The 24,900-nt window shown below is 41.3% G+C and carries 26 protein-coding genes; all 26 read left to right on the top strand.

Going from position 1 to position 24,900, the window contains the following annotated elements; translation table 11 throughout:
- Positions 1-6 precede the first annotated feature (6 nt).
- The 26 genes from EL241_RS12375 to EL241_RS12250 all read left to right on the top strand — a co-directional run bounded on the left by EL241_RS12375 (position 7) and on the right by EL241_RS12250 (position 24,896).
- The gene (locus EL241_RS12375; RefSeq protein ID WP_036105564.1) at positions 7-186 is read left to right on the top strand and encodes a hypothetical protein; all 180 of its coding nucleotides are present in this window, start codon (positions 7-9) and stop codon (positions 184-186) included.
- A gap of 284 nt (positions 187-470) precedes the next feature.
- Entirely contained in the window at positions 471-1,418 is a 948-nt protein-coding gene (locus EL241_RS12370; RefSeq protein ID WP_036105567.1) for a Gfo/Idh/MocA family protein, read from the top strand.
- Between the two features lie 13 nt (positions 1,419-1,431).
- A complete protein-coding gene (locus EL241_RS12365; RefSeq protein WP_036105569.1) occupies positions 1,432-3,369 on the top strand; it encodes a BglG family transcription antiterminator in 1,938 nt (645 codons plus the stop codon).
- Positions 3,362-3,808, top strand: a complete 447-nt coding sequence (locus EL241_RS12360) for a PTS sugar transporter subunit IIA (RefSeq protein WP_036105571.1) — start codon at positions 3,362-3,364, stop codon at positions 3,806-3,808. The genes EL241_RS12365 and EL241_RS12360 overlap by 8 nt, the downstream gene beginning before the upstream one ends.
- A 35-nt stretch (positions 3,809-3,843) precedes the next feature.
- The gene (locus EL241_RS12355; RefSeq protein ID WP_036105574.1) at positions 3,844-5,250 is read left to right on the top strand and encodes a PTS fructose transporter subunit IIC; all 1,407 of its coding nucleotides are present in this window, start codon (positions 3,844-3,846) and stop codon (positions 5,248-5,250) included.
- Positions 5,251-5,265: 15 nt separating this feature from the next.
- Positions 5,266-6,129: a ketose-bisphosphate aldolase gene (locus EL241_RS12350; protein ID WP_126320630.1), complete on the top strand. Its 864-nt coding sequence runs from the start codon at positions 5,266-5,268 to the stop codon at positions 6,127-6,129.
- 189 nt (positions 6,130-6,318) lie between these two features.
- Positions 6,319-7,605, top strand: a complete 1,287-nt coding sequence (locus EL241_RS12345) for a homoserine dehydrogenase (RefSeq protein ID WP_003758781.1) — start codon at positions 6,319-6,321, stop codon at positions 7,603-7,605.
- Between the two features lie 3 nt (positions 7,606-7,608).
- Positions 7,609-8,664 (top strand): threonine synthase, encoded by a 1,056-nt coding sequence (gene thrC / locus EL241_RS12340; RefSeq protein ID WP_003758783.1) that lies wholly within the window; start codon positions 7,609-7,611, stop codon positions 8,662-8,664.
- On the top strand, positions 8,664-9,530 hold the full coding sequence (gene thrB, locus EL241_RS12335) for a homoserine kinase (RefSeq protein WP_036105578.1): 867 nt from the start codon (positions 8,664-8,666) through the stop codon (positions 9,528-9,530). Before thrC ends, thrB begins: the two co-directional genes overlap by 1 nt.
- Positions 9,531-9,639: 109 nt before the next feature.
- Positions 9,640-10,107, top strand: coding sequence for a MarR family transcriptional regulator (locus EL241_RS12330; RefSeq protein ID WP_036105581.1), 468 nt, complete (start codon positions 9,640-9,642; stop codon positions 10,105-10,107).
- Positions 10,108-10,232: 125 nt separating this feature from the next.
- Entirely contained in the window at positions 10,233-11,648 is a 1,416-nt protein-coding gene (locus EL241_RS12325) for an MDR family MFS transporter (RefSeq protein WP_036105583.1), read from the top strand.
- Positions 11,649-11,774: 126 nt separating this feature from the next.
- On the top strand, positions 11,775-12,350 hold the full coding sequence (locus EL241_RS12320; RefSeq protein WP_003758789.1) for a thymidine kinase: 576 nt from the start codon (positions 11,775-11,777) through the stop codon (positions 12,348-12,350).
- A gap of 18 nt (positions 12,351-12,368) precedes the next feature.
- Positions 12,369-13,445, top strand: a complete 1,077-nt coding sequence (gene prfA / locus EL241_RS12315) for a peptide chain release factor 1 (RefSeq protein WP_003758792.1) — start codon at positions 12,369-12,371, stop codon at positions 13,443-13,445.
- Positions 13,435-14,292: a peptide chain release factor N(5)-glutamine methyltransferase gene (gene prmC / locus EL241_RS12310; protein ID WP_126320629.1), complete on the top strand. Its 858-nt coding sequence runs from the start codon at positions 13,435-13,437 to the stop codon at positions 14,290-14,292. Before prfA ends, prmC begins: the two co-directional genes overlap by 11 nt.
- Before the next feature lie 275 nt (positions 14,293-14,567).
- Positions 14,568-15,599, top strand: a complete 1,032-nt coding sequence (locus EL241_RS12305; protein WP_036105586.1) for an L-threonylcarbamoyladenylate synthase — start codon at positions 14,568-14,570, stop codon at positions 15,597-15,599.
- Positions 15,600-15,616: 17 nt separating this feature from the next.
- Positions 15,617-16,030: a low molecular weight protein arginine phosphatase gene (locus tag EL241_RS12300; RefSeq protein WP_003758798.1), complete on the top strand. Its 414-nt coding sequence runs from the start codon at positions 15,617-15,619 to the stop codon at positions 16,028-16,030.
- 108 nt (positions 16,031-16,138) lie between these two features.
- Complete coding sequence (glyA, locus tag EL241_RS12295) at positions 16,139-17,380, top strand: serine hydroxymethyltransferase (RefSeq protein WP_036105588.1); 1,242 nt, start codon at positions 16,139-16,141, stop codon at positions 17,378-17,380.
- A gap of 144 nt (positions 17,381-17,524) precedes the next feature.
- Positions 17,525-18,154, top strand: coding sequence for a uracil phosphoribosyltransferase (gene upp / locus EL241_RS12290; protein WP_003758801.1), 630 nt, complete (start codon positions 17,525-17,527; stop codon positions 18,152-18,154).
- A 24-nt stretch (positions 18,155-18,178) separates the two neighbouring features.
- The gene (wecB, locus tag EL241_RS12285; protein WP_003758803.1) at positions 18,179-19,318 is read left to right on the top strand and encodes a non-hydrolyzing UDP-N-acetylglucosamine 2-epimerase; all 1,140 of its coding nucleotides are present in this window, start codon (positions 18,179-18,181) and stop codon (positions 19,316-19,318) included.
- 620 nt (positions 19,319-19,938) lie between these two features.
- Positions 19,939-20,337, top strand: coding sequence for an ATP synthase subunit I (locus EL241_RS12280; protein WP_003758805.1), 399 nt, complete (start codon positions 19,939-19,941; stop codon positions 20,335-20,337).
- Positions 20,338-20,343: 6 nt separating this feature from the next.
- The gene (atpB, locus tag EL241_RS12275; protein ID WP_003758807.1) at positions 20,344-21,060 is read left to right on the top strand and encodes a F0F1 ATP synthase subunit A; all 717 of its coding nucleotides are present in this window, start codon (positions 20,344-20,346) and stop codon (positions 21,058-21,060) included.
- A 68-nt stretch (positions 21,061-21,128) separates the two neighbouring features.
- Complete coding sequence (gene atpE, locus EL241_RS12270) at positions 21,129-21,347, top strand: F0F1 ATP synthase subunit C (RefSeq protein ID WP_003758810.1); 219 nt, start codon at positions 21,129-21,131, stop codon at positions 21,345-21,347.
- A 58-nt stretch (positions 21,348-21,405) separates the two neighbouring features.
- Positions 21,406-21,915 carry a F0F1 ATP synthase subunit B gene (atpF, locus tag EL241_RS12265; protein ID WP_036105595.1) on the top strand — a complete coding sequence of 170 codons (510 nt, stop codon included), beginning with the start codon at positions 21,406-21,408 and terminating at the stop codon, positions 21,913-21,915.
- Positions 21,912-22,451 (top strand): F0F1 ATP synthase subunit delta, encoded by a 540-nt coding sequence (locus tag EL241_RS12260; protein WP_003758813.1) that lies wholly within the window; start codon positions 21,912-21,914, stop codon positions 22,449-22,451. The genes atpF and EL241_RS12260 overlap by 4 nt, the downstream gene beginning before the upstream one ends.
- Before the next feature lie 26 nt (positions 22,452-22,477).
- On the top strand, positions 22,478-23,992 hold the full coding sequence (gene atpA / locus EL241_RS12255) for a F0F1 ATP synthase subunit alpha (RefSeq protein ID WP_003758815.1): 1,515 nt from the start codon (positions 22,478-22,480) through the stop codon (positions 23,990-23,992).
- A gap of 34 nt (positions 23,993-24,026) precedes the next feature.
- Positions 24,027-24,896 (top strand): F0F1 ATP synthase subunit gamma, encoded by an 870-nt coding sequence (locus EL241_RS12250; protein ID WP_003758817.1) that lies wholly within the window; start codon positions 24,027-24,029, stop codon positions 24,894-24,896.
- The last annotated feature ends 4 nt before the right edge of the window (positions 24,897-24,900 follow it).

The following is a 24,900-nucleotide window of genomic DNA, read 5'->3' as shown; positions in this document are numbered from 1 at the left end:
GTTGAAATGAAGAAAACACATTACGTGCAATTATTATTTATGGCGTGCTTAATCGTGGTTATTGCGCTGCAAGGAACAAATATTATTTCGGAACGTATGGAATATATTATTGTGGCTATCCTACTTGCCGTGTATATCATTAGTTTTGCTGTTTATGGATTTACAAGAAAACGAAAAAAGGAGTAAGTAGCAGAGGACAATTAAATTTGCTTTTTAATTCACGTGTTTCGCAGCCATTGCTCTTTGCAAAGGCTTTTTTTTACCCAATTTTATGAATAAGGGATTATTAGAAGAGATAGATTGTCTCTAAGTATTAAAAACCATCTATTTAGGGAGGGCAATCTTAGGAAAACGCCGAAATCGACCATCTTTCTGGAATAGCCGTAAAAAAAGAATTTATTGATTGCTTTATAAGAATTAAAAGTTGCTATAATGATGTTAGAAACAAAAAATGAACTGGAGGAATAGATATGAAGTGGGGAATCAACGGTTTAGGGCATATCGCTAACGAATTTGCTGAAGGCATGAAGGATGTAGATACTATCTACGGAGTGAGTTCTCGTGACTATGAAAAAGGGTTGGCGTTTCAAGAAAAGTATGGCGTATCGAAAGTCTTTAAAGATTTTGAAGAAATGATAGAGGATCCGGAAATCGAAGTAGTATATATTGCGACTGTGAATTCTGTGCATTATGAAAATATTATGAGTTGTTTAAAGAAAGGCAAACATGTATTATGCGAAAAAGCTATTTGGGGAGATCATAGGGAGTTAGTGGACGCTTACGAATATGCACAGCAACATAATTTAGTTTTAGCGGAAGCCATGACGATCTACCATATGCCGCTGTTTCATAAAATCAAAGCATTGATAAATGAAGGGAAATTTGGAAAACTCAAATATGTAAACGCTAACTTAGGCAGTTTGAAAGAAGATGATCCAAACAACCGCTTCTTTAACAAAGAATTGGGCGGAGGAGCAATGTTAGATATTGGTACGTACGTGCTTTCCTTTTTAAGATTCTTTTTAGAAGGAGAACTGTCAGAAGTCAAATACGTGGTTGGAAAATATCAAACAGGTGTCGATGAGATGTGGAGTATTGCAACGAAGACAAAGCAGCAAGTATTAGGAAATGCGAATATAACATTCCGGGCCAAGCTTCCTAAAATTGCTATTATTGCTGGAGAAAAAGCCTATGTAACCATTAATAATTATGTTCGTGCCGACAAAGCGACGATTGTTTATCCTGACGGAACCACGGAAGAAATTGAAGGCGGCAAGACGAAAGATGCGTTAAAATATGAGATCTTAGATATGGAACAGAGCATTCGAGACAGAAGTAATGATCGCACCTACATCAAAGAAACGCTAGATGTCGTGAGAATTATGGATGATCTTCTGACTAAAGAAGATTTAAAATGATGGAGTGATCGAGATGAAAGATTCAATTGAAAATATAATTTATTATTTATTAAATTTACAAAAGCCAGCGACTATGAAAGAGCTGGCTCAAGTATTTTCAGTTTCTGAAAAAACCATTTGGAACCGCTTACGGAGTTTTGAGGTAGAACAATTACTTGAAGGGGAAATCCAGTTGGTAAAAGAACGAAATGTGGGGGTTTATTTAGTAGGTACTGAAGCCGATCTGGAAAGGCTAAAGACGAAAATTATACGTTCATTTGGAGAAAAAGATTTTACAACGGAAATCAGACATAACTCGATCTTAATTGAATTGCTGCTAAGAAATGTAAATTACACGATCAAAGATTTTGCGGATAAATACTTTGTTTCTAGAAAAATAATTAGCAAAGATCTCGAGGCGATCAATCACTATATCGGCAATTTTGAAGTGACGATCCAAAAGGTTCAAAATCAAGGATTAAAGGTTGTGGGCGATGAGCTCTTGATTCGGCAGCTATTAGAAAAGACGATTTTGCAAATGAGTTTTCACTTCAAACAAGGATTAAGAAAAGATGCTGTTTTTGATGAAGGAATCAAATTGGTTTTAGAGAAATTCCATTTAACTGAAAAACTGACTCAAGTTATTAAGATCGTGGATGAAATTCAAAAGGAAATCTTAGGATTTTTCGCTGATGAAAGCAAAAAAGAGATTATTATTCAAATTTTGGTCAGTCGTTTTAGTAGCAGCAATCACCATATCATCGCGGAAATAGGTGATGATCTATATTCCATGGATCATCACTATAAAGAGTTTAAAGAAATTTTCAATCGAAACTATTTGGATCTAAATGAAAATGATTACCTCTATATTTGGCGCCGATGTGTAAATAATCGCTTTAGTGCCGTAACGAGTGAACAAGTCGTCAACGAAAAAATCATGCAACTATCAGTCTCGCTTCTAGATGGCGTAATTGATACTGATAAAAATAGCGAGTTTTTAATTGAAAATCTGGCTTTTCACCTTATCAGAGCGATTGAAAGAAGCTCAATGGGAATTCGAATCAATAATCCGGTCTTGGCACATATTAAAGAGCAGTATGGGAAATTTTACTCTTTGATGCTAGTCAAAGTAAGCAATATTGAAAAGGCATACAATGTCACTTTAAATGAAGATGAGATAGGATTCATTACATTATATATATGTGCACTGTATGAAAAACAAATGAAAGATAAATATTACAAAGTTCTTTTAGTAAGCAATGAAGACATTGGCCAAACACAGCTGATTTCCATGCAGTTAGTGAAAGATATACCTAATTTGCTCATTCAAAACAATACGAATAGCTTATCCTTATCGACCAGAGAACTGGAAGAATGCGATCTGATCCTAAGCACCACACCTTTATTGCTTCATCCAGAGCATCGGAAAAAATTCATTCGGATCTCTAACTTCATCAACGAAAAGGATATTCGAAATATTTCCGACTATTTATTTAACATCACCAATAGCCAAGTATACGCCGAGCAGACGATGAAAGATTATGATGTGCAATTTGAGATTTTTCATAGCGATTTATCAACTAGAGAGGCGATTCTAAATGAATTTTCTAATAAAGCAGCTGCCTTAGGTCTATGTGATGACGACTTTTCAGCAAGTGTTTTAAAACGGGAATATAGGGCGTCTACTTCCATTGGAAGAGGGATGGCCATACCGCATGGAAACAGTCTGTCTGTTAGGGAAAATGCGGTGTTTATCATTAAAAATAAGAGGAAAGTTTCGTGGGGGGTTGATGAAGTCGACACCGTTATTTTGCTGGTTATTCATTTTAGCGAAGGAAAGAAAGATGGTGAATTTCTTGGTCGGCTCTATAACTGTATGGAAAAAACGGACTTGATCAGAAATGCTACCGGAGAAGAATCTTTGGAAAAAATAAAAAAATATATTTTTAATGGAGAGCTGAATAATGGATAAAAACACTGTGTTTTCTAAAAATAGAATTTTGTTAACAAATACCATTGAAAAAGATGAAATGATCGACATCATGTGTCAAAAACTTTATGAAGATCAGTTGATTACAGATAGAGAGATATTTAAAAAAGAGATCTATTTACGGGAAAAAGAATATCCGACTTATGTCGGCCATGGCATCGCAATTCCGCATGCACTTTCAAATACAGTCCAGAGTGCAGGTGTTTGTTTTATGAAAGTTGCGGAAGGGGTCAATTATGAAGGGGGGGGAAAGGCGCATTTGATTTTTATGTTGGCAGCTCCAGAAAAATCACAAACGCATCTGAAAATGTTAAGCACAATCTCTGCCAATTTGATGCACGAGGAAAACCGAATTAAGTTGTTAGAAGCAGATACGGTTGCAGACATATATAACGTTTTAAGTGGCATGTTGGAAAAGTGAGGGATAAAAAATAGCCAATTAAGAAAGAGGGGGAAATGATGAGAATAGTTGCTGTGACGACTTGTCCAACTGGTATTGCGCATACGTATATGGCGGCGGAAGCAATCAAAATAGCTGCTGAGAAGCGGTCGTTTGAAGTGAAGGTTGAAACACAGGGAGCAATTGAACCGGAAAATGTCTTAACGGCCGAAGATGTTTTAAATGCAGATGTAGTTATTATCGCCGCAGGAAAAGCAGTCAATAAAGATCGTTTTGTGGGAAAACGATTGTATGAAGTGGATGTCTCTAAAGCTTTAAAAGATGCAGACAGTGTCATCGAAAGCGCATTAAAAGATGCAAAAGTTTATGAAGACTCCAAGGTAGTACAACCTTCCGCGGAAGCTTCTGACGGCAAAAAAGGAAATAAGAATTACGCCTCCGAAATTTACAAGCATTTAATGACAGGTGTTAGTTTTATGATTCCAGTTGTAGTTGCTGGGGGGATCTTATTAGCAATCAGTTTTATCTGGGGGCTTAACTCAGCAGATACACACAGTTCTGCATATAACCCGATCGCCGCTGCATTGAATAGCATTGGTGGAGGCGACGGCGCACTGGGATTGATGGTTCCAGTCTTAGCGGCAGGCATCTCGTTCTCGATTTCAGGAAGAATAGGGATAACGGCAGGATTGATGAGTGGCTGGATCGCAAAGGGCATAGGAGCAGGGTTTTTAGGCGGAATGATCGGTGGTTTTGTAGCAGGTTATCTTACATTATTGTTGATCAAATGGATCAAACTTCCTAAAAGCATTGAATCTATAGGGGCAGTTCTTATCATTCCTGTCTTATCCGTGGGTATTTCAGGATTGATCATGACATTTGTAATCGGTACTCCGATTGCGGGATTAATGAATATTTTAGCAGATTGGTTAAACAGTTTAGGAACAAGTAATAAAATCTTACTTGGGGTCATCACTGGTTCCATGATGGCGTTTGATATGGGAGGACCGTTAAATAAATCGATTTTTGCTTTCAGTATGATCGCCTTTGCTAGCGGTAATTATGTACCATTTGCAGCCGTTATGGCTGGAGGCGTTACCCCGCCTTTAGCATTAGCACTATCGACGGTTCTCTTTAAAAATAAGTATACGCGTGAAGAACGCGAACTAGGGAAATCGGCGTGGATATTAGGAGCTTCTAATATTACAGAAGGGGCAATACCGTTCGCTGTAGCCGATCCATTCCGGGTCATCCCCTGTATTATGGTAGCAAGTTCCGTGTCCTCCACGCTTTCCTTGATCTTTAACGTAGCGTGCAGAGTACCGCATGGTGGATTGTGGGCAACATTGATCCCGAATACATTTGAACATCCGCTTTTCTGGATACTAGGAATACTATGCGGGACAGTCGTTGGTGCTGTTTTGCTAGGATTTGTCAAAAAAACCGCTGTGCAAACAGTTTAAAGAAGGAGAAACATTATGTTAACGAATATGGAAACATTGTTGAAAGTCGCGAAAAAAAATCGATTTGCAGTACCAGCCTTTAATATCAGTAGTTTGGAAATGATGAAGGCAGTTATCGAAAAAGCAGAAGAATTACAGGCTCCTGTTATTTTGGAAATACACCCAGACGAGCTGTCCTACTTGGGCGATAATTTGGTTCAGGCGGTGCGGACAGCAGCTGTCTTGGCAAAAATACCAGTTGTTTTGCATCTTGATCATGGTGGTTCGATCAACGATATTATGCGAGCGGTCCGAAATGGGTTTACTTCTGTCATGTTTGATGGGTCAAGATTATCCTATGAGGAAAACGTAAGGCTTACCCAAGAGACGGTCAAATTGGCAAGGCCACTAGGGATTTCAGTAGAGGCAGAGTTAGGAACCATCGGCAACACAGGTACGTCTTCTGAAACGGCAGGCGCTGATATTATTTACACAGACATCGATCAAGCAATTGACTTTGTCGAAAAAACAAAGATCGATACCCTTGCAGTTGCTATTGGAACGGCGCATGGATTATATCCGAAAGATCGGACGCCGGAGCTTAATTTAGAATTATTAGCACAAATACAGCAGGTAATAAATAAACCGCTAGTATTACACGGCGGAAGTGGTAATTCGGACAAAGAAGTGGCGGCATCGGTTGGGCTGGGTATTGCTAAAGTAAATATTTCGAGTGATATCAAAAGCGCCTTTTTCAATAAAATGAAAGAGGTCTTGGCAGAAAATTCCAGCTATGAACCGAATCAGATTAATCCCGTCTGTATGGAAGCTGTGCAAAAAGTCGTAGCTCATAAATTGGAGCTATTGCAAACGGTCCATAAAAGCAATTTGTACAGTTAATTCCATTAAACAAGACAATGTATAGAGTAGCGCCACCTTTCCAGGCATTCATATGAAGGAAAGGTGGTTTTTTCTGCTAATTCGCGAACAAGGGTTTACTAGAAGAGATAGATTGCTTATAATAGGACTAATACATTTTTTTATTTTAACAAATTTTCAGTTTATTAGAAACGATAAGGAGGTTTTCGTGTGGGAGCAAAATTACAAGTAGGGGTGCTAGGCTTTGGGACTGTCGGAAGTGGCGTCATCCATATCCTGGAAGAGCATCAAGAGAAAATAAGTCAAGTAACAGGCTATGACATTGCAGTGAAAAAAGTACTTGTCAGAGATGTGGAAAAAGCAAGACGTTATGAGACCAATGGTTTTACCTTGACTACTGAGCCGCAAGACGTACTAGAAGATCCGGAAATAGCGGTCATTGTTGAGGTGATGGGAAGCATTACCACCGCACGCGAGTATATTTTGCAAGCACTAAGAGCCGGCAAACATGTGGTAACTGCCAACAAAGATCTGATCGCGCTGCATGGCGATGAATTAGTAGCAGTCGCGCAGGAAAATAAATGTGATTTGTTTTATGAAGCGAGCGTTGCGGGAGGGATCCCGATTTTACGAACGATCGTCAATAGTCTAGCTGCTGACAAGATCCAGAAAGTAATGGGTATCGTCAATGGGACGACAAACTTTATGCTGACGAAAATGACAGAAGAAAAGAAAACCTATGAGGAAGCGCTTGAGGAAGCACAGGCACTTGGATTTGCAGAAGCAGATCCGACGAGTGATGTAGACGGAATCGATGCCGCCCGCAAAATGGTTATTATGACGAGACTTGCGTTTGGCATGAACGTCCAACTTGACGACGTGGAAACGAATGGGATCAGAACGATCAATAAAGAAGATATCGAAGTCGCTTATCAATTAGGATATAAAATCAAATTAGTCGGAACGGCAGAAGAAACAAATGGCTCTGTTAATGTGAACGTCGGGCCGGTACTATTGCCACGTTCGCATCCGCTTTCAGGAGTAAACTACGAAAATAATGCTGTATTCGTAACCGGAGCTGCTGTCGGTGAAACGATGTTTTACGGACCGGGAGCCGGGGAGCTGCCAACAGCGACGAGTGTTGTCAGCGATTTGATCACTGTAGCAAAAAACTCAAAACTCGGAACGAATGGGAATGCTTTTAACAGCTACCGTCATGAAACGAAACATACAAGCAAAGAACAAATCTTTTCCAAGCACTATCTGCGACTAACTATGGTGGATAAAACAGGAACATTCTTAAAATTGACGCAAATTTTTGCTGAAGCAGGTGTTGGTTTTGACAAAATCCTTCAAGAGCCTGTCGATGATTTCACAGCAAGTGTTGTAATTGTTACACATGCGACGAGTAAAGCGCAGTTGGAACAAGCAACCAAACGGGTGGAAGAGGAACCGGAAATGCAGATTTTCACCAATTATTTAGTAGTGGAGGGATAAAAGATGTATAAAGGATTGTTAGAAAAATATCAAGCGTATTTGCCCGTAACGGAGAAAACACCTTTCATATCATTAGCTGAGGGAAACACGCCGCTGATCCCGCTTCCGAGTTTGTCAAAAGAATTAGGCATTGAACTTTACGGTAAATACGAAGGACTAAATCCAACCGGTTCTTTCAAAGACCGCGGAATGGTCATGGCAGTTGCGAAAGCGAAGGAAGAAGGTGCCGAAGCAGTCATCTGTGCCTCTACTGGAAATACTTCCGCAGCTGCGGCCGCCTATGCAACACGTGCGGGCTTGAAAGCTTACATCGTTATTCCAGATGGGAAAGTCGCGCTTGGGAAATTAGCGCAGGCAGTTATGTATGGTGCTGATATTATCGCGATCGAAGGTAATTTCGATGAAGCGCTGCAAGCGGTACGAGAATTGGCTGAAACCGAAGCAGTAACGCTCGTGAATTCAGTAAATCCATATCGTTTGGAAGGTCAAAAAACAGCTGCTTTTGAAATTTGTGAGCAGTTAGGCGATGCACCAGATGTACTCGCGATCCCAGTTGGAAATGCTGGTAATATTTCGGCTTACTGGAAGGGCTTCAAAGAATGGCATGAAAAGCATGATACAAAACTACCACGCATGCACGGCTTTGAAGCAGAAGGCGCGGCAGCGATCGTGCAAGGTGCTCCAATCGATAACCCAGAAACGATTGCGACAGCGATCCGGATCGGTAATCCTGCAAGCTGGTCATTGGCAGAAGCGGCGCGTGATGAGTCGCATGGCTTTATCCATTCTGTAACAGATGACGAGATCATTAATGCCTATAAGAAAGTCGCTGCCCAAGATGGTATCTTTATCGAACCTGGATCCGCGGCTTCTCTTGCAGGGATCATCCAGCACGTGAAGAGCGGTGAGATCCAGCCAGGCGAAAAAGTTGTTGCTGTATTTACTGGTAATGGCTTGAAGGATCCTGACACAGCCATGTCTGTCCATGAGATCCCGATTTCACACGTGGAAGGGATCGAAGCAATGCGTGCCCATTTACGTGCCGGAGTAAAAGCGTGATGCGGATTCGTGTCCCGGCAACTACGGCGAATCTTGGTCCTGGTTTTGACTCCTGTGGTTTGGCGCTGACATTATATTTAACGCTTGATGTTATGGAAGAACAAGCAGAATGGCATATCGAGCATGGGCTAGGAGCGGAAATCCCTGCCGATGCGACCAACATCATCATTCAAACCGCTCTCCAGCTAGCCCCGGATATAAAACCTCGTCGGCTAGTGATGGAATCAGCGATCCCTCCGGCAAGAGGTCTGGGAAGTAGCTCGGCAGCAGTCGTAGCTGGCATCGAATTGGCAGTTGCGCTGGGAGGACTCTCGCTGACAAAAGAAGAAAAAGTGGAGATCGCCGCAGAAATCGAAGGCCATCCAGATAATGTTGCACCGGCAATACTCGGAAATCTCGCTATTGGAGCTAAATTAGAAGGGGAAGATTTCTACGTTCGACATCTTTTCCCAAATTGCAGTATTTTAGTATTTATTCCGAAAACGGAACTTCTGACATCGGAAAGCCGAGCAGTTTTGCCGCAAGAGATCCCGTTCAAAGAAGCGGTTCGAGCAAGCAGTATCGCAAATGTTATGATCGGTGCATTGTTACAAAATAACATGGTACTAGCAGGGAAAATGATTGAAAAAGATCGCTGGCATGAGAAATACCGCGCCCGACTTGTACCACATTTGTTGGAAATAAGAAAAATAGCTCGAGAAAACGGCGCTTATGCTACTTGTTTAAGCGGAGCTGGCCCGACCGTCCTCGTTTTTGCTCCAAGCGATAAAACCAACAAGCTGAAAGAACGGTTGCAAACGATCGATCCCGATGCTGCGATTTTGGAATTGGAAGTAGAAGGAAGCGGATCGGAAATTTTTGATTGAATAAAATAAAAGGTGCCCATGGGTGCCTTTTTTATTTCAAAAAGTAATTTATTGTTGCGCCGGAAACAATAATTCGCTATACTAAAAGCAGTAAGCAGGAGGGTAGCGCATGAGTAAACAAGAAGAAGTGATGCGTAATATAAGAAATGTGTTTAATAAAATGGTTTGGCTCAACAAAATCAAAATGGAAGCCAGTTTAAAGGACTATACCTCTTCCGAAGTGCATTGCATTGAATTTATCGGTAAAAGTACCGATCCCAATGTGACAAAACTTGCGGAGGCTTTTTATATGACGAGAGGCGCCATGAGCAAGCTGACGAAAAAACTCATTCAAAAAGGACTTATCGAAACGTATCAGAATCCTGAGAATAAAAAAGAAATCTACTATAAACTTACAACGCAAGGAAAAGCCGTATTCAATATCCATGAAGCGCTGCATCAAGAATTTCAAGAGCGGGACAAAGCTGTGTTTGAACAAGTGACCGAGGAGCAATGGGAGAATATGTTGCTGATCATTGATCGTTACAGTCAGCATTTGGATGAAGAAATAAAGAAGCTGGATAACAAGCCGGAATAATTAAATTGCAAGCAACCTGATCTGCAAAGATGGGTTGCTTTTATTTTGTTGACAAGGAAACAAAAAGGTGATAATATTATTTTGTTTCCAAGGAAATAAAAACCAACTCCTGAAAGGAGAATAATATGTCAACAAATCAATCCAAACAATCAGGAATACCGAAAGACGTGCTGGCAGCTGCTTGGGCGATCGCGCTCGGAGCAATTGCCCCAATGCTAGATTCTACGATGGTAAATATCGCCGTCGATAAACTTACAAAAGATTTTGGCACCACGCTCGATATCATTCAATGGGCAATAACTGGCTATGTACTCGCGCTAGCGATCGCTGTTCCAATTGCAGGCTGGCTGATGAATAAATTTAACGGTAAAAAAATCTTTATCGGAGCGGTAATCGTCTTCGGAATCACTTCTGTACTTGCAGGAATCAGCTGGAATGTGTCCAGCTTCATTGTATTCCGCTTATTACAAGGTTTTAGCGCCGGGATCATTACTCCGCTGATGTCCACGTTGCTCGTAAAAACAGCCGGACCGGAAAACTTAGGGAAAGTCATCTCAATTGTAACGACGCCAATGATCTTTGGCCCGATATTAGGACCTGTCATCGGTGGCTTTATCATACAGGCTGCATCATGGCAATGGATTTTCTTCATCAATGTGTTCGTTGTATTGATCGCCGTACCTTTGATGATGAAAACGATCCCTGACTTTGAACCTTTCAATAAAGCGAGCAGGCTCGATGTTTTTGGTATCATTGACTTATCTTTGATGAGTGCTGCTTTGATTTTTGGGATCACCAAAGCTGCTGATCACGCATCATTCCAAAATAGCGAAACGATTCTCTGGGGCGGGATCGGACTTGGCCTAGCAGTTATTTACTTTATTTATGACCGAATCAAAAAGAATCAGACGGTGTTGCCGATGAATCTATTTACACATAAGCGTTTTCTCGCTTCAAGCGTCGGTCTCTTCCTAGCCAATATTGCCATCATGGGACCAATGCTGATCCTTCCGTTGTTTTTCCAAAATTTCCGCCACTTTACAGCGATGGAAGCAGCGATCGCACTTATTCCGCAAGGTCTGGGCATGCTAGTGACGCGTCCGATAATCGGAAAAATGATTGACCGTTTCGGCGCGAAATATGTGGTCATGGTCAGCATTGTCCTCTCGCTGATCGGCTCGATCCCGCTCGTATTCATTACAGATCAAACTAGTATGATCTGGATAGCGATCGTATTATTTGTCCGCGGAACTAGTATCGGCGGTATCAATCTGCCGCTAATGAGCGATGCTTATACCGGACTAGACAACAAACAACTTCCGGAAGCGGGCGTTGGCGTCAACATTATTGAGAATCTTGGCTCGAGTTTTGGCTCTGCTGTCATCGCAACTACAGTCGCAACGTTCATTCAGGGCTTGCAACCAACGATTGAAAATGGCTTGAGAGGCTACCAAGCAGGATTTTTGGTTTCAGCTATTGTGCTTGCCTTGATTTTCATTCCGAGCTTCTTTCTCACCAATAAAAAAGCGGCAGAAAAGTAACTGCCATTCCAATAGACACCAAGCGGGTGTCTATTTTTGTTGCTAAGAAAAGGAAAAACTATCCCCACGCACGCAACCGATATGATAAAATAGGAAAAGAGTTTAAAAGGTAAGGAGCGTTTTCAAATGGCACAGTTATTTTTTCGCTACGGCGCGATGAACAGTGGGAAAACAATCGAGATTTTAAAAGTTGCCCATAATTATGAAGAGCAAAATAAGCCAGTCGTCATTTTCACATCTGGCATTGACGATCGAGATAAAGTTGGGACGATCTCTAGCCGAATCGGCTTAAAAAGAGATGCTACTCCCGTATTCCATGATACCGATATTTTTGAGATCGTAGCTGGCATGGAAGCAAGACCCTATTGTGTATTATTAGATGAATCACAGTTTTTAGAGAAAGAACATGTTTTTCAGTTAGCAAAGATCGTCGATGAACTGAATATTCCAGTTATTGCTTACGGATTGAAAAATGATTTCCGCAATGAGTTGTTTGAAGGCTCTAAATATTTATTGCTTTATGCAGATAAGATCGAAGAAATGAAAACGATTTGTTGGTTTTGTGCGAAAAAAGCCACGATGGTCCTACGCGTGGACGATAAAGGAAAGCCGGTTTACACCGGAGAACAAATCATGATTGGTGGAAATGACCGATACTATCCAGTATGCCGAAAATGTCATTCGCATCCGCCGATCAACTAATGAACGAGGTGAAGGATAATGTATGATCGATTACAATCAGTAGAAAATCGATATGAAGAATTAAACGAATTGCTGAGCGATCCGGATGTGGTTTCTGATCCGAAGCGCCTGCGTGATCTTTCAAAAGAACAATCTTCTATCAGTCAAACTGTGGAAACTTACCGCGATTATAAAGAAGTGACGGATCAAATTGCAGAAACGAAAGAACTGCTGAATGAAAAATTAGATGATGACATGCGTGAAATGGCAAAAGAAGAATTGAATGAACTGCAAGAAAACAAAACCCATTTAGAAGAAAAACTTAAATTACTATTAGTTCCTAAAGATCCGAACGATGATAAAAACGTTATTATGGAGATCCGCGGAGCTGCAGGTGGTGATGAAGCGGCATTATTTGCCGGCGATCTGTTCCGAATGTATAGCCGCTATGCAGAAAGTCGAGGCTGGAAAGCGGAGATCATGGATGCCAATCCAACTGGGATCGGCGGTTATAAAGAAGTCATTGTGATGATCAATGGCGATGGTGCTTTTTCCCGGTTAAAATATGAAAACGGGGCGCACCGTGTACAGCGTGTGCCAGAAACAGAATCAGGCGGTCGTATTCATACCTCTACTGCAACGGTCGCGATTTTACCAGAAGCAGAAGACGTGGAGATCGATATCCAAGATAAAGATATTCGGACAGATACATTTGCTTCCACCGGTGCAGGTGGACAAAGCGTCAATACAACCATGTCCGCAGTTCGTCTTACTCATATCCCGACTGGAATCGTTGTATCGATGCAGGACGAACGTTCTCAAATCAAAAATAAAGAAAAAGCAATGAAAGTTTTACGTGCACGGATCTATGATAAATTTGAACGCGAAGCACGTGAAGAATACGATGCAAATCGAAAATCTGCAGTCGGAACAGGCGACCGTTCAGAGCGTATCCGGACGTATAACTTTCCGCAAAACCGTGTAACCGATCATCGCATTGGCCTTACGATCCAAAAACTGGATCAAGTGATGGAAGGTAAGATCGACGAAATCATCGACGCACTGATCGTAGAAGATCAAACAAGCAAGTTGGAGCATTTAAACGATGCAGAATAAGCGAATCGGTGACTTTCTACAACTATGCCGTGAAAAACTTGCTGCCGGAAATTTAGACAGCAATATCGGTGAGATCATTGTAGAAACAAGGCTTCAGCTGACTCGCTCAGAACTGTGGCAATCACATGGAATGCCGCTGGAACAAGAAATGTACCAGCAATGTCTGCAAGATTTGGATCGTTATCTAGCTGGCGAACCGATCCAGTATATCCTAAAGACCGCTCCTTTTTTCGGCTACGATTTTTATGTGGATAACCACGTACTGATCCCAAGACCAGAAACAGAAGAATTGGTTTATAAGGCACTGGAAACGGCAAAGAAAACAGGCTTTCGAAAAGTACTGGATATTTGTACGGGTAGTGGTGTTATTGGGATCACGATGAAAAAAGAGCTGCCGGAGCTTACGGTTACATTATCGGATATTTCCCCCGAAGCACTGCAAGTTAGTAAAAAAAATGCGCAGCAGCTCGGTGCAGAAGTGCGATGCATCGAAACAGATGTTGCGGATTATTTTGTGGATAACTGTGAGAAATATCAGCTGATCATAGCTAATCCCCCATATATTGCCGAGCACGAACGGCTGGGCATGTCGGATCTAGTGTTGAAAAACGAACCGGAACTGGCTTTGTTTGCTGAAAATAATGGGTTAGCAATTTATGAGAAGCTTGTGAAGCAACTTCCAGCGATCGTAGAAGCTGATTTTTGGATCGGTGTGGAAATCGGTTATCAACAAGGTGAATCAGTCAGAGCGCTATTTCAAAAAAGTTTTCCACAAGTTCCTGTAGTTATCCACAAAGATATCAACGGGAAGGATCGAATGGTTATTTGTTCAAATACGTTGGTATAGAGCGTTTCTCTTGTGAGGACGCTTTTTTTATAATTTATTTTATCCACAAAACTGTGGATAAAATTTTGTGCAAAAAAATTTTTTTAATCATATCTTAATGTTAAAAATACGATTAAATAAAGATATTTACGATTTTTCCACAATTCACAAGAAGTTATCCACATTGACAAAGTTATTATCCACAGAAAGTGGATAACTTTATATGAAAAAGGCTGTGAAAAAAGGAAAAAAGACGTTAAAATAGAGATATTACAAAATAAAGGAGTCTCCTAAATATGGAAACGAACTATTGGAAGCTTACAGATACCTCATCTAATGAGGAAATCTATCAAGCAGCCACTGACTTATTAAAAGCAGGCGAGTGTATCGCTTTTCCGACAGAAACAGTCTACGGATTAGGAGCAGATGCCACGAATGAAGCAGCTGTGGATAAAATATATACCGCAAAAGGGAGACCCTCTGATAATCCACTAATTGTCCACATTGCACACCTTGAACAACTGGAAAGCCTTGTAACAGATGTGCCCGATAAGGCTAAAGAACTGATCAAGCACTTTTGGCCAGGTCCTTTGACGATTATTTTGCCTTTAAAAGCAGGTAGCCTAGCAAAAAATGTAACAGCTGGATTGCAGAGTGTCGGGATCCGCATGCCTGAAAATGAGGTAGCTCATGACTTTTTAGCTTATTCCGGTCTGCCCTTAGCAGCTCCAAGTGCAAACAGTTCTGGCAGGCCAAGCCCTACTACCGCACAGCACGTGCAAGAAGATCTGACTGGCAAAATCGCTGGGATTATTGATGGCGGGGATACTGGTGTCGGATTGGAGTCAACCGTGATCGACTGTACTGTACCTATTCCAGCGATTCTAAGACCAGGCGGCGTAACCCAAGAAGAGATCGAAGCCGTTATTGGTCAACTGGCATACACTGCTGTAACCAGCAAGGCAGCAGAAGCTCCCAAAGCGCCGGGAATGAAATACACACATTACGCTCCGCAAGCCCCAGTTTATTTAATAGAAGGAAGCAGTGCATATTGGATCAAGCAGATCGAAGCGGCAAAAGCACGAGGCGAAAAACCGGGACTGTTGATTTCGGAAAAACAGAAAGCAGTATTGCAACAAGACATTCCTGTTTACAGTACCGGTAATTCATTAGCAGAAGCAGCTACTCATTTATATGATGGTTTAAGAAGCTTTGATCATTTAGACGTCACGTGCATTTTCGCAGAAACATATCCACAAGCTGGCATCGGTGTCGCACTTATGAACCGATTGGAAAAAGCAGCAGGTGGAAAATATTTAACAGAATAGCTAAAGGAGAGAGTGCCGTGAATGTTTTATTTGTTTGTACAGGGAACACCTGCCGCAGTCCGATGGCAGAGAAGATACTGGCGAAAAAGCGACCGGAACTGAACGTTCAGTCAGCCGGAACACATGCCTTGCAAGGTCAACCGCTGGCGATGTCTGCGAAACAGTTGCTGCGAGAGCATGGCTTGAATGAAACACATTATGCCCAGCTTGTTTCCGAAGAACTGCTGGATTGGGCAGATGAGGTGTATACAATGACAGCTCAACAAGCAGAAGAATTACGTTATCGCTATCCACTTGTAAAAAAGAACATCCAAAGCCTGCGCCCATCTAAAGCTATTGCTGATCCATACGGCCAGTCCATGGAGGCTTATCGAGCATGCTTTGCTGAACTTCAAGAAGCTATATCCGAACGTTTTGTTGAAAAAGAATAAAAATCATCGTATTTTCATAAAAAACACTTGCATTTATTAATGAGATAAGGGATTATAAGGGTATTACGGAATTTTCTTTCAATTTAAAAAATGGATGGGGGCAGAGGAATGGTTTATTTGCAAAAACAGGATAAAGAAGTATTTGATGCAATAAAATTAGAACTTGGCAGACAGCGTAATAATATTGAGTTGATCGCTTCTGAAAATTTTGTCAGTGAACAAGTGATTGAAGCGATGGGATCAGTGCTTACGAACAAGTATGCAGAAGGTTATCCGGGAAAACGATATTATGGCGGTTGTGAATACGTCGATATCGTAGAAAATCTGGCGATCGATCGTGTCAAAAAATTGTTCGGTGCAGAATACGCAAATGTTCAGCCGCACTCCGGTGCTCAAGCAAACATGGCTGTTTATCAGGCTTCAATCAAACCGGGTGATGTTGTCTTGGGGATGAACCTTTCTCATGGTGGTCATTTGACGCACGGAAGTCCTGTTAATTTCAGCGGGCTATTATATAAATTTATCGAATATGGTGTTGATCCTGAAACAAAATTGTTGGATTATGAGAAAGTGCGTGAATTAGCATTAGAACATAAACCAAAAATGATCGTTGCAGGTGCGAGTGCCTATCCACGTGCAATCGATTTTGCCAAATTCCGCGAGATCGCTGATGAAGTCGGGGCTTATCTCATGGTCGATATGGCACACATCGCAGGTCTAGTGGCAGCTGGACTCCATCAAAATCCTGTCCTATATGCAGATTTCGTTACTTCTACTACACATAAAACACTTCGTGGTCCCCGCGGCGGCTTGATCCTTGCCAAAGCAGAGTGGGAAGCGAAACTAAATAAAGCCATTTTCCCAGGCGTACAAGGCGGACCGCTTATGCACGTAATCGCTGCTAAGGCAGTGGCCTTCGGGGAAGCTCTCCAACCTGAATTTAAAACGTATGCAGAACAAATCATCAAGAATTCCCAAGCGTTAGCGAAGACATTGACAGAACAAGGCATTAGCGTCTTAACAGGCGGTTCCGACAATCATTTGCTGCTGATCGATCTAAAACCGCTCGGCCTAACCGGCAAAGTAGCTGAAAAACGATTAGACGAAGTTGGCATCACGGTCAATAAAAATACGATCCCGTTTGAAACAGAGAGCCCATTTGTGACAAGTGGAATCCGAATCGGCGTAGCTGCAATCACTACCCGCGGCTTTGATGAAGCGGCAACAGCTAAGGTCGGAGAATTGATCGCAGAAGTGTTACATGATTCCGAAGATGAAGAAGTACTTGCCAAAGTGAAATCGGCAGTATCCGATTTGACAGCATCCTTCCCGTTGTATCCAAGTTTATAAATCAAAAGAAACAAAGACCTGCTTTTTAATTGAAAGCAGGTCTTTGTCTAGAAAAGAATTAATTCCAAGAAAAACTTGCAGATGTGTTATCTTCTGATACAATAAGAGAAGGAAATTTTTAGTAGAAGAAGGAGAGAGCGGAAAATGTCAAATGTACACATTATCAATCACCCGTTAGTTCAACACAAATTAACCATCGTTCGAGATAAAAATACAGGAACAAAAGCTTTCCGAGAATTAGTTGACGAAATTGCAACGCTGATGGCTTACGAGATAACTCGCGATATGGAATTAGAAGATTTTGAAGTAGAAACACCGATCCAAAAAATGACAGCCAAAACATTGACCGGTAAAAAATTAGGCGTTGTTCCGATCTTACGCGCAGGTCTAGGTATGCAGGACGGTATCTTAAAATTGATCCCAGCTGCTAAAGTAGGCCACGTAGGTTTATACCGCGATCACGACTCATTAGAACCAGTAGAATATTTCGTGAAACTTCCTTCCGATGTAGAAGAACGCTTATTCATTGTTGTAGATCCAATGCTTGCAACAGGCGGTTCCGCAATCATGGCGATCGACTGTCTGAAAAAACGCGGTGCTAAAAATATCAAATTCATGTGTTTAGTAGCAGCTCCAGAAGGCGTAGCGGCTTTAGAAAAAGCACATCCGGATGTAGACATCTACATTGCAGGATTAGATGAAAAATTGAACGAAGAAGGCTACATCGTACCCGGCTTGGGAGATGCAGGCGACCGTTTATTCGGCACAAAATAAGAGGGAAAAAAGAGGGAGCTTTTAATGACGAAAATAAAGGTAATGAGTGTGTTTGGTACAAGACCAGAAGCTATCAAAATGGCGCCGTTAGCCATTGAACTACAAAAACAATCCGATGTCTTTGATTCAAAAGTTGTCATTACTGCACAGCATCGTGAAATGCTAGACCAAGTTTTGGATATTTTTAGTGTGGTCCCAGATGTGGATCTGAATATCATGAAAGCTGGTCAAACATTAGCAGATATTACGTCACGCGTTTTAAACGGTTTAACAGAAGCGATTCGGGAATATCAACCAGATATTATCCTGGTCCATGGGGATACCACCACTAGTTTTGCAGCTGGACTAGCAGCATTTTACGAGCAAAAAAGTGTTGGGCACGTAGAAGCAGGACTGCGCACGTGGAATAAATATTCTCCTTTCCCAGAAGAAATGAATCGTCAATTGACAGGTGTGATAGCGGACTTGCATTTTGCACCAACGCTACAAGCTAAAAACAACTTGCTTGCAGAAGGAAAAAATAACGAAAGCATCTATATCACGGGCAATACTGCGATCGATGCTTTGAAGACAACGGTCAAAGAAGATTATCACCATCCGATCTTAAACAACCTTGGCGATAATCGTTTGATCCTAATGACAGCACATCGTCGAGAAAATCTTGGCGCTCCGATGCAAGGAATGTTTGAAGCGGTTCGGCAAATCGTGGAAGATCGTCCTGACGTGGAATTAGTCTATCCAATGCACTTGAATCCGGCTGTACGTGAAAAGGCGTTGAAGGTACTCGGCGACCATCCCCGTATCCATCTGATCGAACCATTGGATGCGATCGATTTCCACAATTTCTTAAAACGCGCTTATTTAGTCTTTACCGATTCCGGCGGCGTACAAGAAGAAGCGCCAGGAATGGGAACTCCGGTACTGGTTCTTCGCGATACGACCGAACGGCCAGAAGGCGTTGAGGCTGGAACTTTGAAATTGATCGGTACGGCAAAAGAATCGTTATATAAGGAAGCCTTGGAATTATTGGATGATCCAGCAGCTTACGAGGCGATGGCAAAAGCCAGCAATCCGTATGGTGATGGCGAAGCAGCGAAAAGAATCTTGGCAGCGATCCGTAGTTATTTTGAAAACACGGAAAAACCGACAGATTTTACTGTATAAATAGAGGAAAAAGAGCTAGAAAAATCGGCTCTTTTTCTTTATTTATCAATGTAAGCGGATAAATATTACATATTCGTTACAAGACACGATTTCACTAGAGCTTTTCCGTAACATGTGATAAGATTTACAATGTTATTGATAGCAGAGCCCAAAAAGTGCTTCTTGCATAAGCATTTTTTCCGTTCTTTTGCATTGGAAAAGAACTTGATTGCTTGGAAAACAAATACAAGTCTTTTACCAATCTGGTGAAGGACTTTTTTTATTTTGTTTTGTGAGAAATCAAACGTGATTTCATGATCATTTGGAGGTGTTGTAGGTTTTTCATTAAGGTATTTGGAACGTCGTTTTAAAATTGTTAAATATTAGCGATTTTTCTAACAATTGTTTTGTAGAAGGTCTTAATTATGTTACTATTAACATGAGGTTGAGTAATTTGTGAAAGCGTATTGACTTTTCTTCTAGCCCTGTGTATGCTTAAAAATGACACGCTGATAAGGCTTTCAGACGTGGCGGAAAAAGGGTTAAGGGGAAGGAATGTATTTGTTTTCACAATGTTGCCCTCTAGTCTCTGTTTCTTATAGACAGAGTGCTATTTTAAGGCAGAAAGGATTGCATCCAACATGTTAGAGTCACTGATCGGCATGTATCAACGACACGAAAAATATCTTGCTGCTTTCATTGGTGCCTGTCTATTAGGCTGGTTCTTCACTCCCTATGTGCACATATTTCTAGGACTTAAATTGGGGCTGATCGTAGGTTGGTTTAATTACTGGCTGCTTATGAGAAGAACTCATGCAATGACAAAGGCGCTTGCAGAGAACAAGCCGTTCTATGGAATGGGAACGATTGCTAGAATAGGTAGTGTTATCCTTGCAACTATAATTGCGACAAAACTTCCTGAGTATTTTCATATATATAGTACGCTGCTTGGCGTAGGGTTAGTGTATGTGATTACATTTCTAGATTTTATTGTTTATTCCTTATACCGTAGAAAAAAGTTTGCAAAAAGAGAGGGGTGAACCAAGTTGGATGAACATTTTCCAATATTAAAGTTGGGTCCGATCTCGTTTAATCTATCCAATGTACTGATGATTACTGTTACTTGTGTGATCGTGCTGTTTATTGCGATTTTTTGTACGAGAAACTTAAAACGGCGCCCAACAGGGAAACAAAACTTTATTGAGTGGGTAATGGATTTTGTTAGAAATATTATTAACAGTAATATGGACTGGAAAACGGGTGGACGCTTTCACGTTTTAGGTATTACGATATTGTTGTTTGTATTTGTAGCAAATATGCTTGGCTTGCCAATGCAAATCGCCGTTCACGGAAATGTATGGTGGCGCTCGCCAACCGCAGATCCGATCGTAACGCTGACACTCGCGATCATGATCGTCTCGCTGACACATTATTATGGTGTGAAGATGCGCGGATTTAAGAATTATTTCTCAGGTACTTATCTAAGTCCAATGAAATTCTTATTCCCATTAAAAATAATAGAAGAATTTGCAAATACATTGACGTTAGGACTACGGCTTTACGGTAATATCTTTGCCGGCGAAGTACTGTTATCCTTGATTGCGACACAACTTGCGCATGTCAATATATTCGTAGGTATTTTCTCTATTATCCCTGCTATTGCTTGGCAAGCATTCTCCGTCTTTATCGGAGCGATCCAAGCATACATTTTTACAATGCTAACCATGGTTTATATGGCTCACAAAGTTAGCGACGAACATTAATTAAAAACTTATTGAACCAGTCATTCTTAAAATAAAAAATTTCAAAGAAATCAAGGAGGATTTTTATTATGTCTTTAGGTGTTATTGCAGCTGCTATCGCAGTAGGTTTAGGTGCGTTAGGTGCCGGTATTGGTAATGGTCTTATTGTTTCAAAAACTGTTGAAGGTGTTGCACGTCAACCAGAAGCTCGTTCTATGCTACAAACGATCATGTTCATCGGTATCGCGCTAGTTGAAGCCCTTCCGATCATCGCTGTTGTTATTGCGTTCATGGTTCTTAATAAATAATCATAGAATCATTGTCTGAGTAGTTTAAAGCGAATGTTTGGAAAGGAGTGAACGTGGCGTGTTACATCCACAATTTGTAATAGGTGCTGAATTTGCAGCGGGAGATGTACTGTTTACGTTGGTTGCTTTCATTATTCTATTAGCGCTGATCCGCATTTTTGCGTGGAAACCGTTAATGGGTATCATGAAAGAACGTGAAGAACACATTGCTTCTGAAATTGATGCGGCTGAAGAAAGCCGAGCACAAGCTGAAGGTCTGTTAGAAGAACAAAAACAAGTTCTTAAAGAAGCTAGAGTAGAAGCTCAAAATATGATTGAAAATGCGAAACAGCTTGGCGAAAAAGAGCGTGAATCTATCATTCAAACAGCGCGCAGCGAATCTGAGCGTTTGAAAGAAGAAGCAAAAAGCGACATCGCACGCGAAAAAGAAGATGCGATCGCAGCTCTTCGCGATCAAGTTGGTTCTTTATCTGTCCTTATCGCATCGAAAGTTATTGAGAAAAATCTTGATGAAGAAGCTCAGTCCAGCCTAATCGAAGAGTACATCGAAAGGCTTGATGATAAATGAGTAAAGATATCGAAGTAGCTAGCCGCTATGCCAATGCGCTTTTAAGCGTCGCAAAAGAAAACGATGCGCTAGATACCTATGCCGCTCAATTAACAGAAATAAAAAAAGCATTCACCGCACAACCCGATTTCATTAAGTTACTAGATAACCCAACCTTCACGATCGAGCAAAAGAAATCATTAGTAGATAGTGTAATTGCCGGATTAGATGAAAAGCTTAAAAACTTTATTTCTTTGTTGATCGATCGCGCACGGGAAGATTACTTATTAGCAATCATCGACGTCTATCAACAGTATGTCAATGATATCCACGGTGTTGCTGATGCAGAAGTATATTCTGTTATTCCATTGTCGGAAAAAGAACAGGAAACTTTATCGAACGCGTTTGCGAAAAAAATGAATAAGAATAAATTGAATATCCATAATCATATTGATCCTTCCTTATTAGGCGGCGTGAAAGTGGTTATCGGCAACCGTATCTATGACGATACGATCAAAACGAAATTAAAAGACATGGAACGGCAAATTAAGGCTTAGTTCCCGTTTAACGAGGGGTGAATTTAATGAGCATCAAGGCTGAAGAAATCAGCTCGATTATCAAACAACAGATTGAAAATTATCAATCTGAATTAAAAGTGAGTGATGTCGGTACTGTTACGTATATTGGTGATGGTATTGCAAGAGCTCATGGACTTGATAATGCAATGGCAGGAGAACTATTAGAATTCTCCAATGGTGTTATGGGTATGGCTCAGAATTTAGAAACGAATGATGTTGGTATTATTATTCTTGGACCTTATACTGAGATTCGCGAAGGCGATGAAGTGCGCCGTACTGGTAAAATCATGGAAGTTCCCGTTGGGGAGGCTTTAATTGGACGTGTCGTCAACTCATTAGGTTTACCGATTGATGGCCTAGGCCCAATTGAAACAAGCGCAACTCGTCCGGTAGAAGCAATTGCTCCTGGCGTTATGCAACGTCAATCCGTTGATGAACCACTACAAACTGGTATCAAAGCGATTGACGCCTTGGTTCCGATCGGCCGTGGTCAACGTGAATTGATCATCGGTGACCGTCAAACAGGTAAAACTTCTGTTGCGATCGATACGATCTTAAACCAAGCGGACCAAGATATGATCTGTATTTATGTAGCGATCGGCCAAAAAGAATCTACAGTACGTAACGCTGTGGAAACTTTACGTAGCCACGGTGCATTAGATTATACGATCGTTGTATCTGCATCCGCATCTCAACCAGCACCACTACTTTACCTAGCACCATATGCTGGGGTAGCAATGGGTGAAGAATTCATGTATAACGGCAAACACGTTTTGATCGTTTACGATGATTTATCCAAACAAGCAGCAGCTTACCGTGAATTATCCCTATTACTTCGTCGTCCTCCAGGTCGTGAAGCTTATCCAGGGGATGTATTCTACTTGCACTCCCGCTTACTTGAACGTGCCGCTAAACTAAGTGAGGCACTAGGTGGAGGATCGATTACTGCACTTCCATTTGTTGAAACACAAGCCGGAGATATCTCCGCTTATATCCCAACGAACGTTATTTCGATTACCGACGGGCAAATCTTCTTACAATCCGATTTGTTCTTCTCTGGTGTGCGCCCAGCGATCAACCCTGGACTTTCCGTATCTCGTGTTGGTGGTTCTGCTCAAATCAAAGCAATGAAAAAAGTTGCCGGTACACTTCGTTTGGACTTAGCAGCTTACCGTGAATTGGAGTCATTCTCTCAATTCGGTTCCGACTTAGATGCAGCAACCCGCTCAAGACTGGAACGTGGTAAACGCACGATCGAAGTATTGAAACAAGATTTACACAAACCGCTAAAGGTTGAAAAACAAGTGCTTATCTTGTACGCATTGACTAATAAATTCTTGGATGATGTCCCTGTAAACGATGTAGGCAGATTTGAATCTGAACTTTACGCATGGGTAGATCATAATCACCCAGAAATTTTTGAAACGATCCGTACAACGAAAGCTCTTCCAGAAGCAGACGCAGTAAACAATGCGATCAGCGAATTCAAAAAGACTTTCGTTGCTTCTGAAGAAGAATAAATAATTTCAAACCAATCAAAGGTGGTGAAAATCTTTGGCATCTTTAATCGATATCAAACAACGAATCAGTTCCACGAAAAAAACCAGCCAAATCACAAAAGCTATGCAGATGGTCTCTGCTTCTAAACTAGGCCGTGCGGAAGCGAATGCTCGCGCCTATCAGCCTTATGTGTCTAAAATCAAAGAAGTAGTGACCCACGTAGCAGCTACGGGAAATGGCAATGACCATCCGATGATGGTAAAACGTCCGGTAAAACGGATCGGTCATATCGTCATCACTTCGGATACGGGACTAGCAGGTTCGTATAATAGTAATGTAATCAAATCCGTATTCCAAGAAATCGACAGCAATCATCATTCAGATGATGAATATGGTATTATCGCGATTGGTAGAAATGCCCGTGACTTTTTCAAAGCGAGAGGAATGAATATCGTCCTTGAAGTACAAGGGATATCCGATCATCCAGGCTTTGCCGAAATCAAAGAAATCGCGAAAAACACGGTTCAAATGTTTGAAGACGGTCTATTTGATGAAGTGTATATCCATTACATCCATCACATTAACTCCATTTCAAACGAACTTCGTAAGGAAAAACTTTTACCACTTACAGAGTTCCACGAGGCGGGGGAAGAAGAAGTAGATCTTACCACATATGAATTTGAGCCTTCTGAGGAAGAAATCCTAGAAGTCTTGTTACCACAATATGTAGAGAGTTTGATTTTTGGCTCCCTACTTGATGCCAAAGCGGCGGAACATGCTGCTCGTATGACAGCTATGAAGAGCGCAACTGATAATGCATCGGATGTTATCGATGATTTATCATTACAATATAATCGCGCACGTCAAGCTGCGATTACACAAGAAATCACTGAGATCGTCGGAGGAGCAGCTGCACTCGAGTAGCCTG

The sequence above is a fragment of the Listeria grayi genome (genome assembly GCF_900638015.1).
GTDB lineage: Bacteria > Bacillota > Bacilli > Lactobacillales > Listeriaceae > Listeria > Listeria grayi.
The sequence above is the reverse complement of the archived record's forward strand: the minus strand, read 5'-3'. Positions and strand labels throughout refer to the sequence as shown.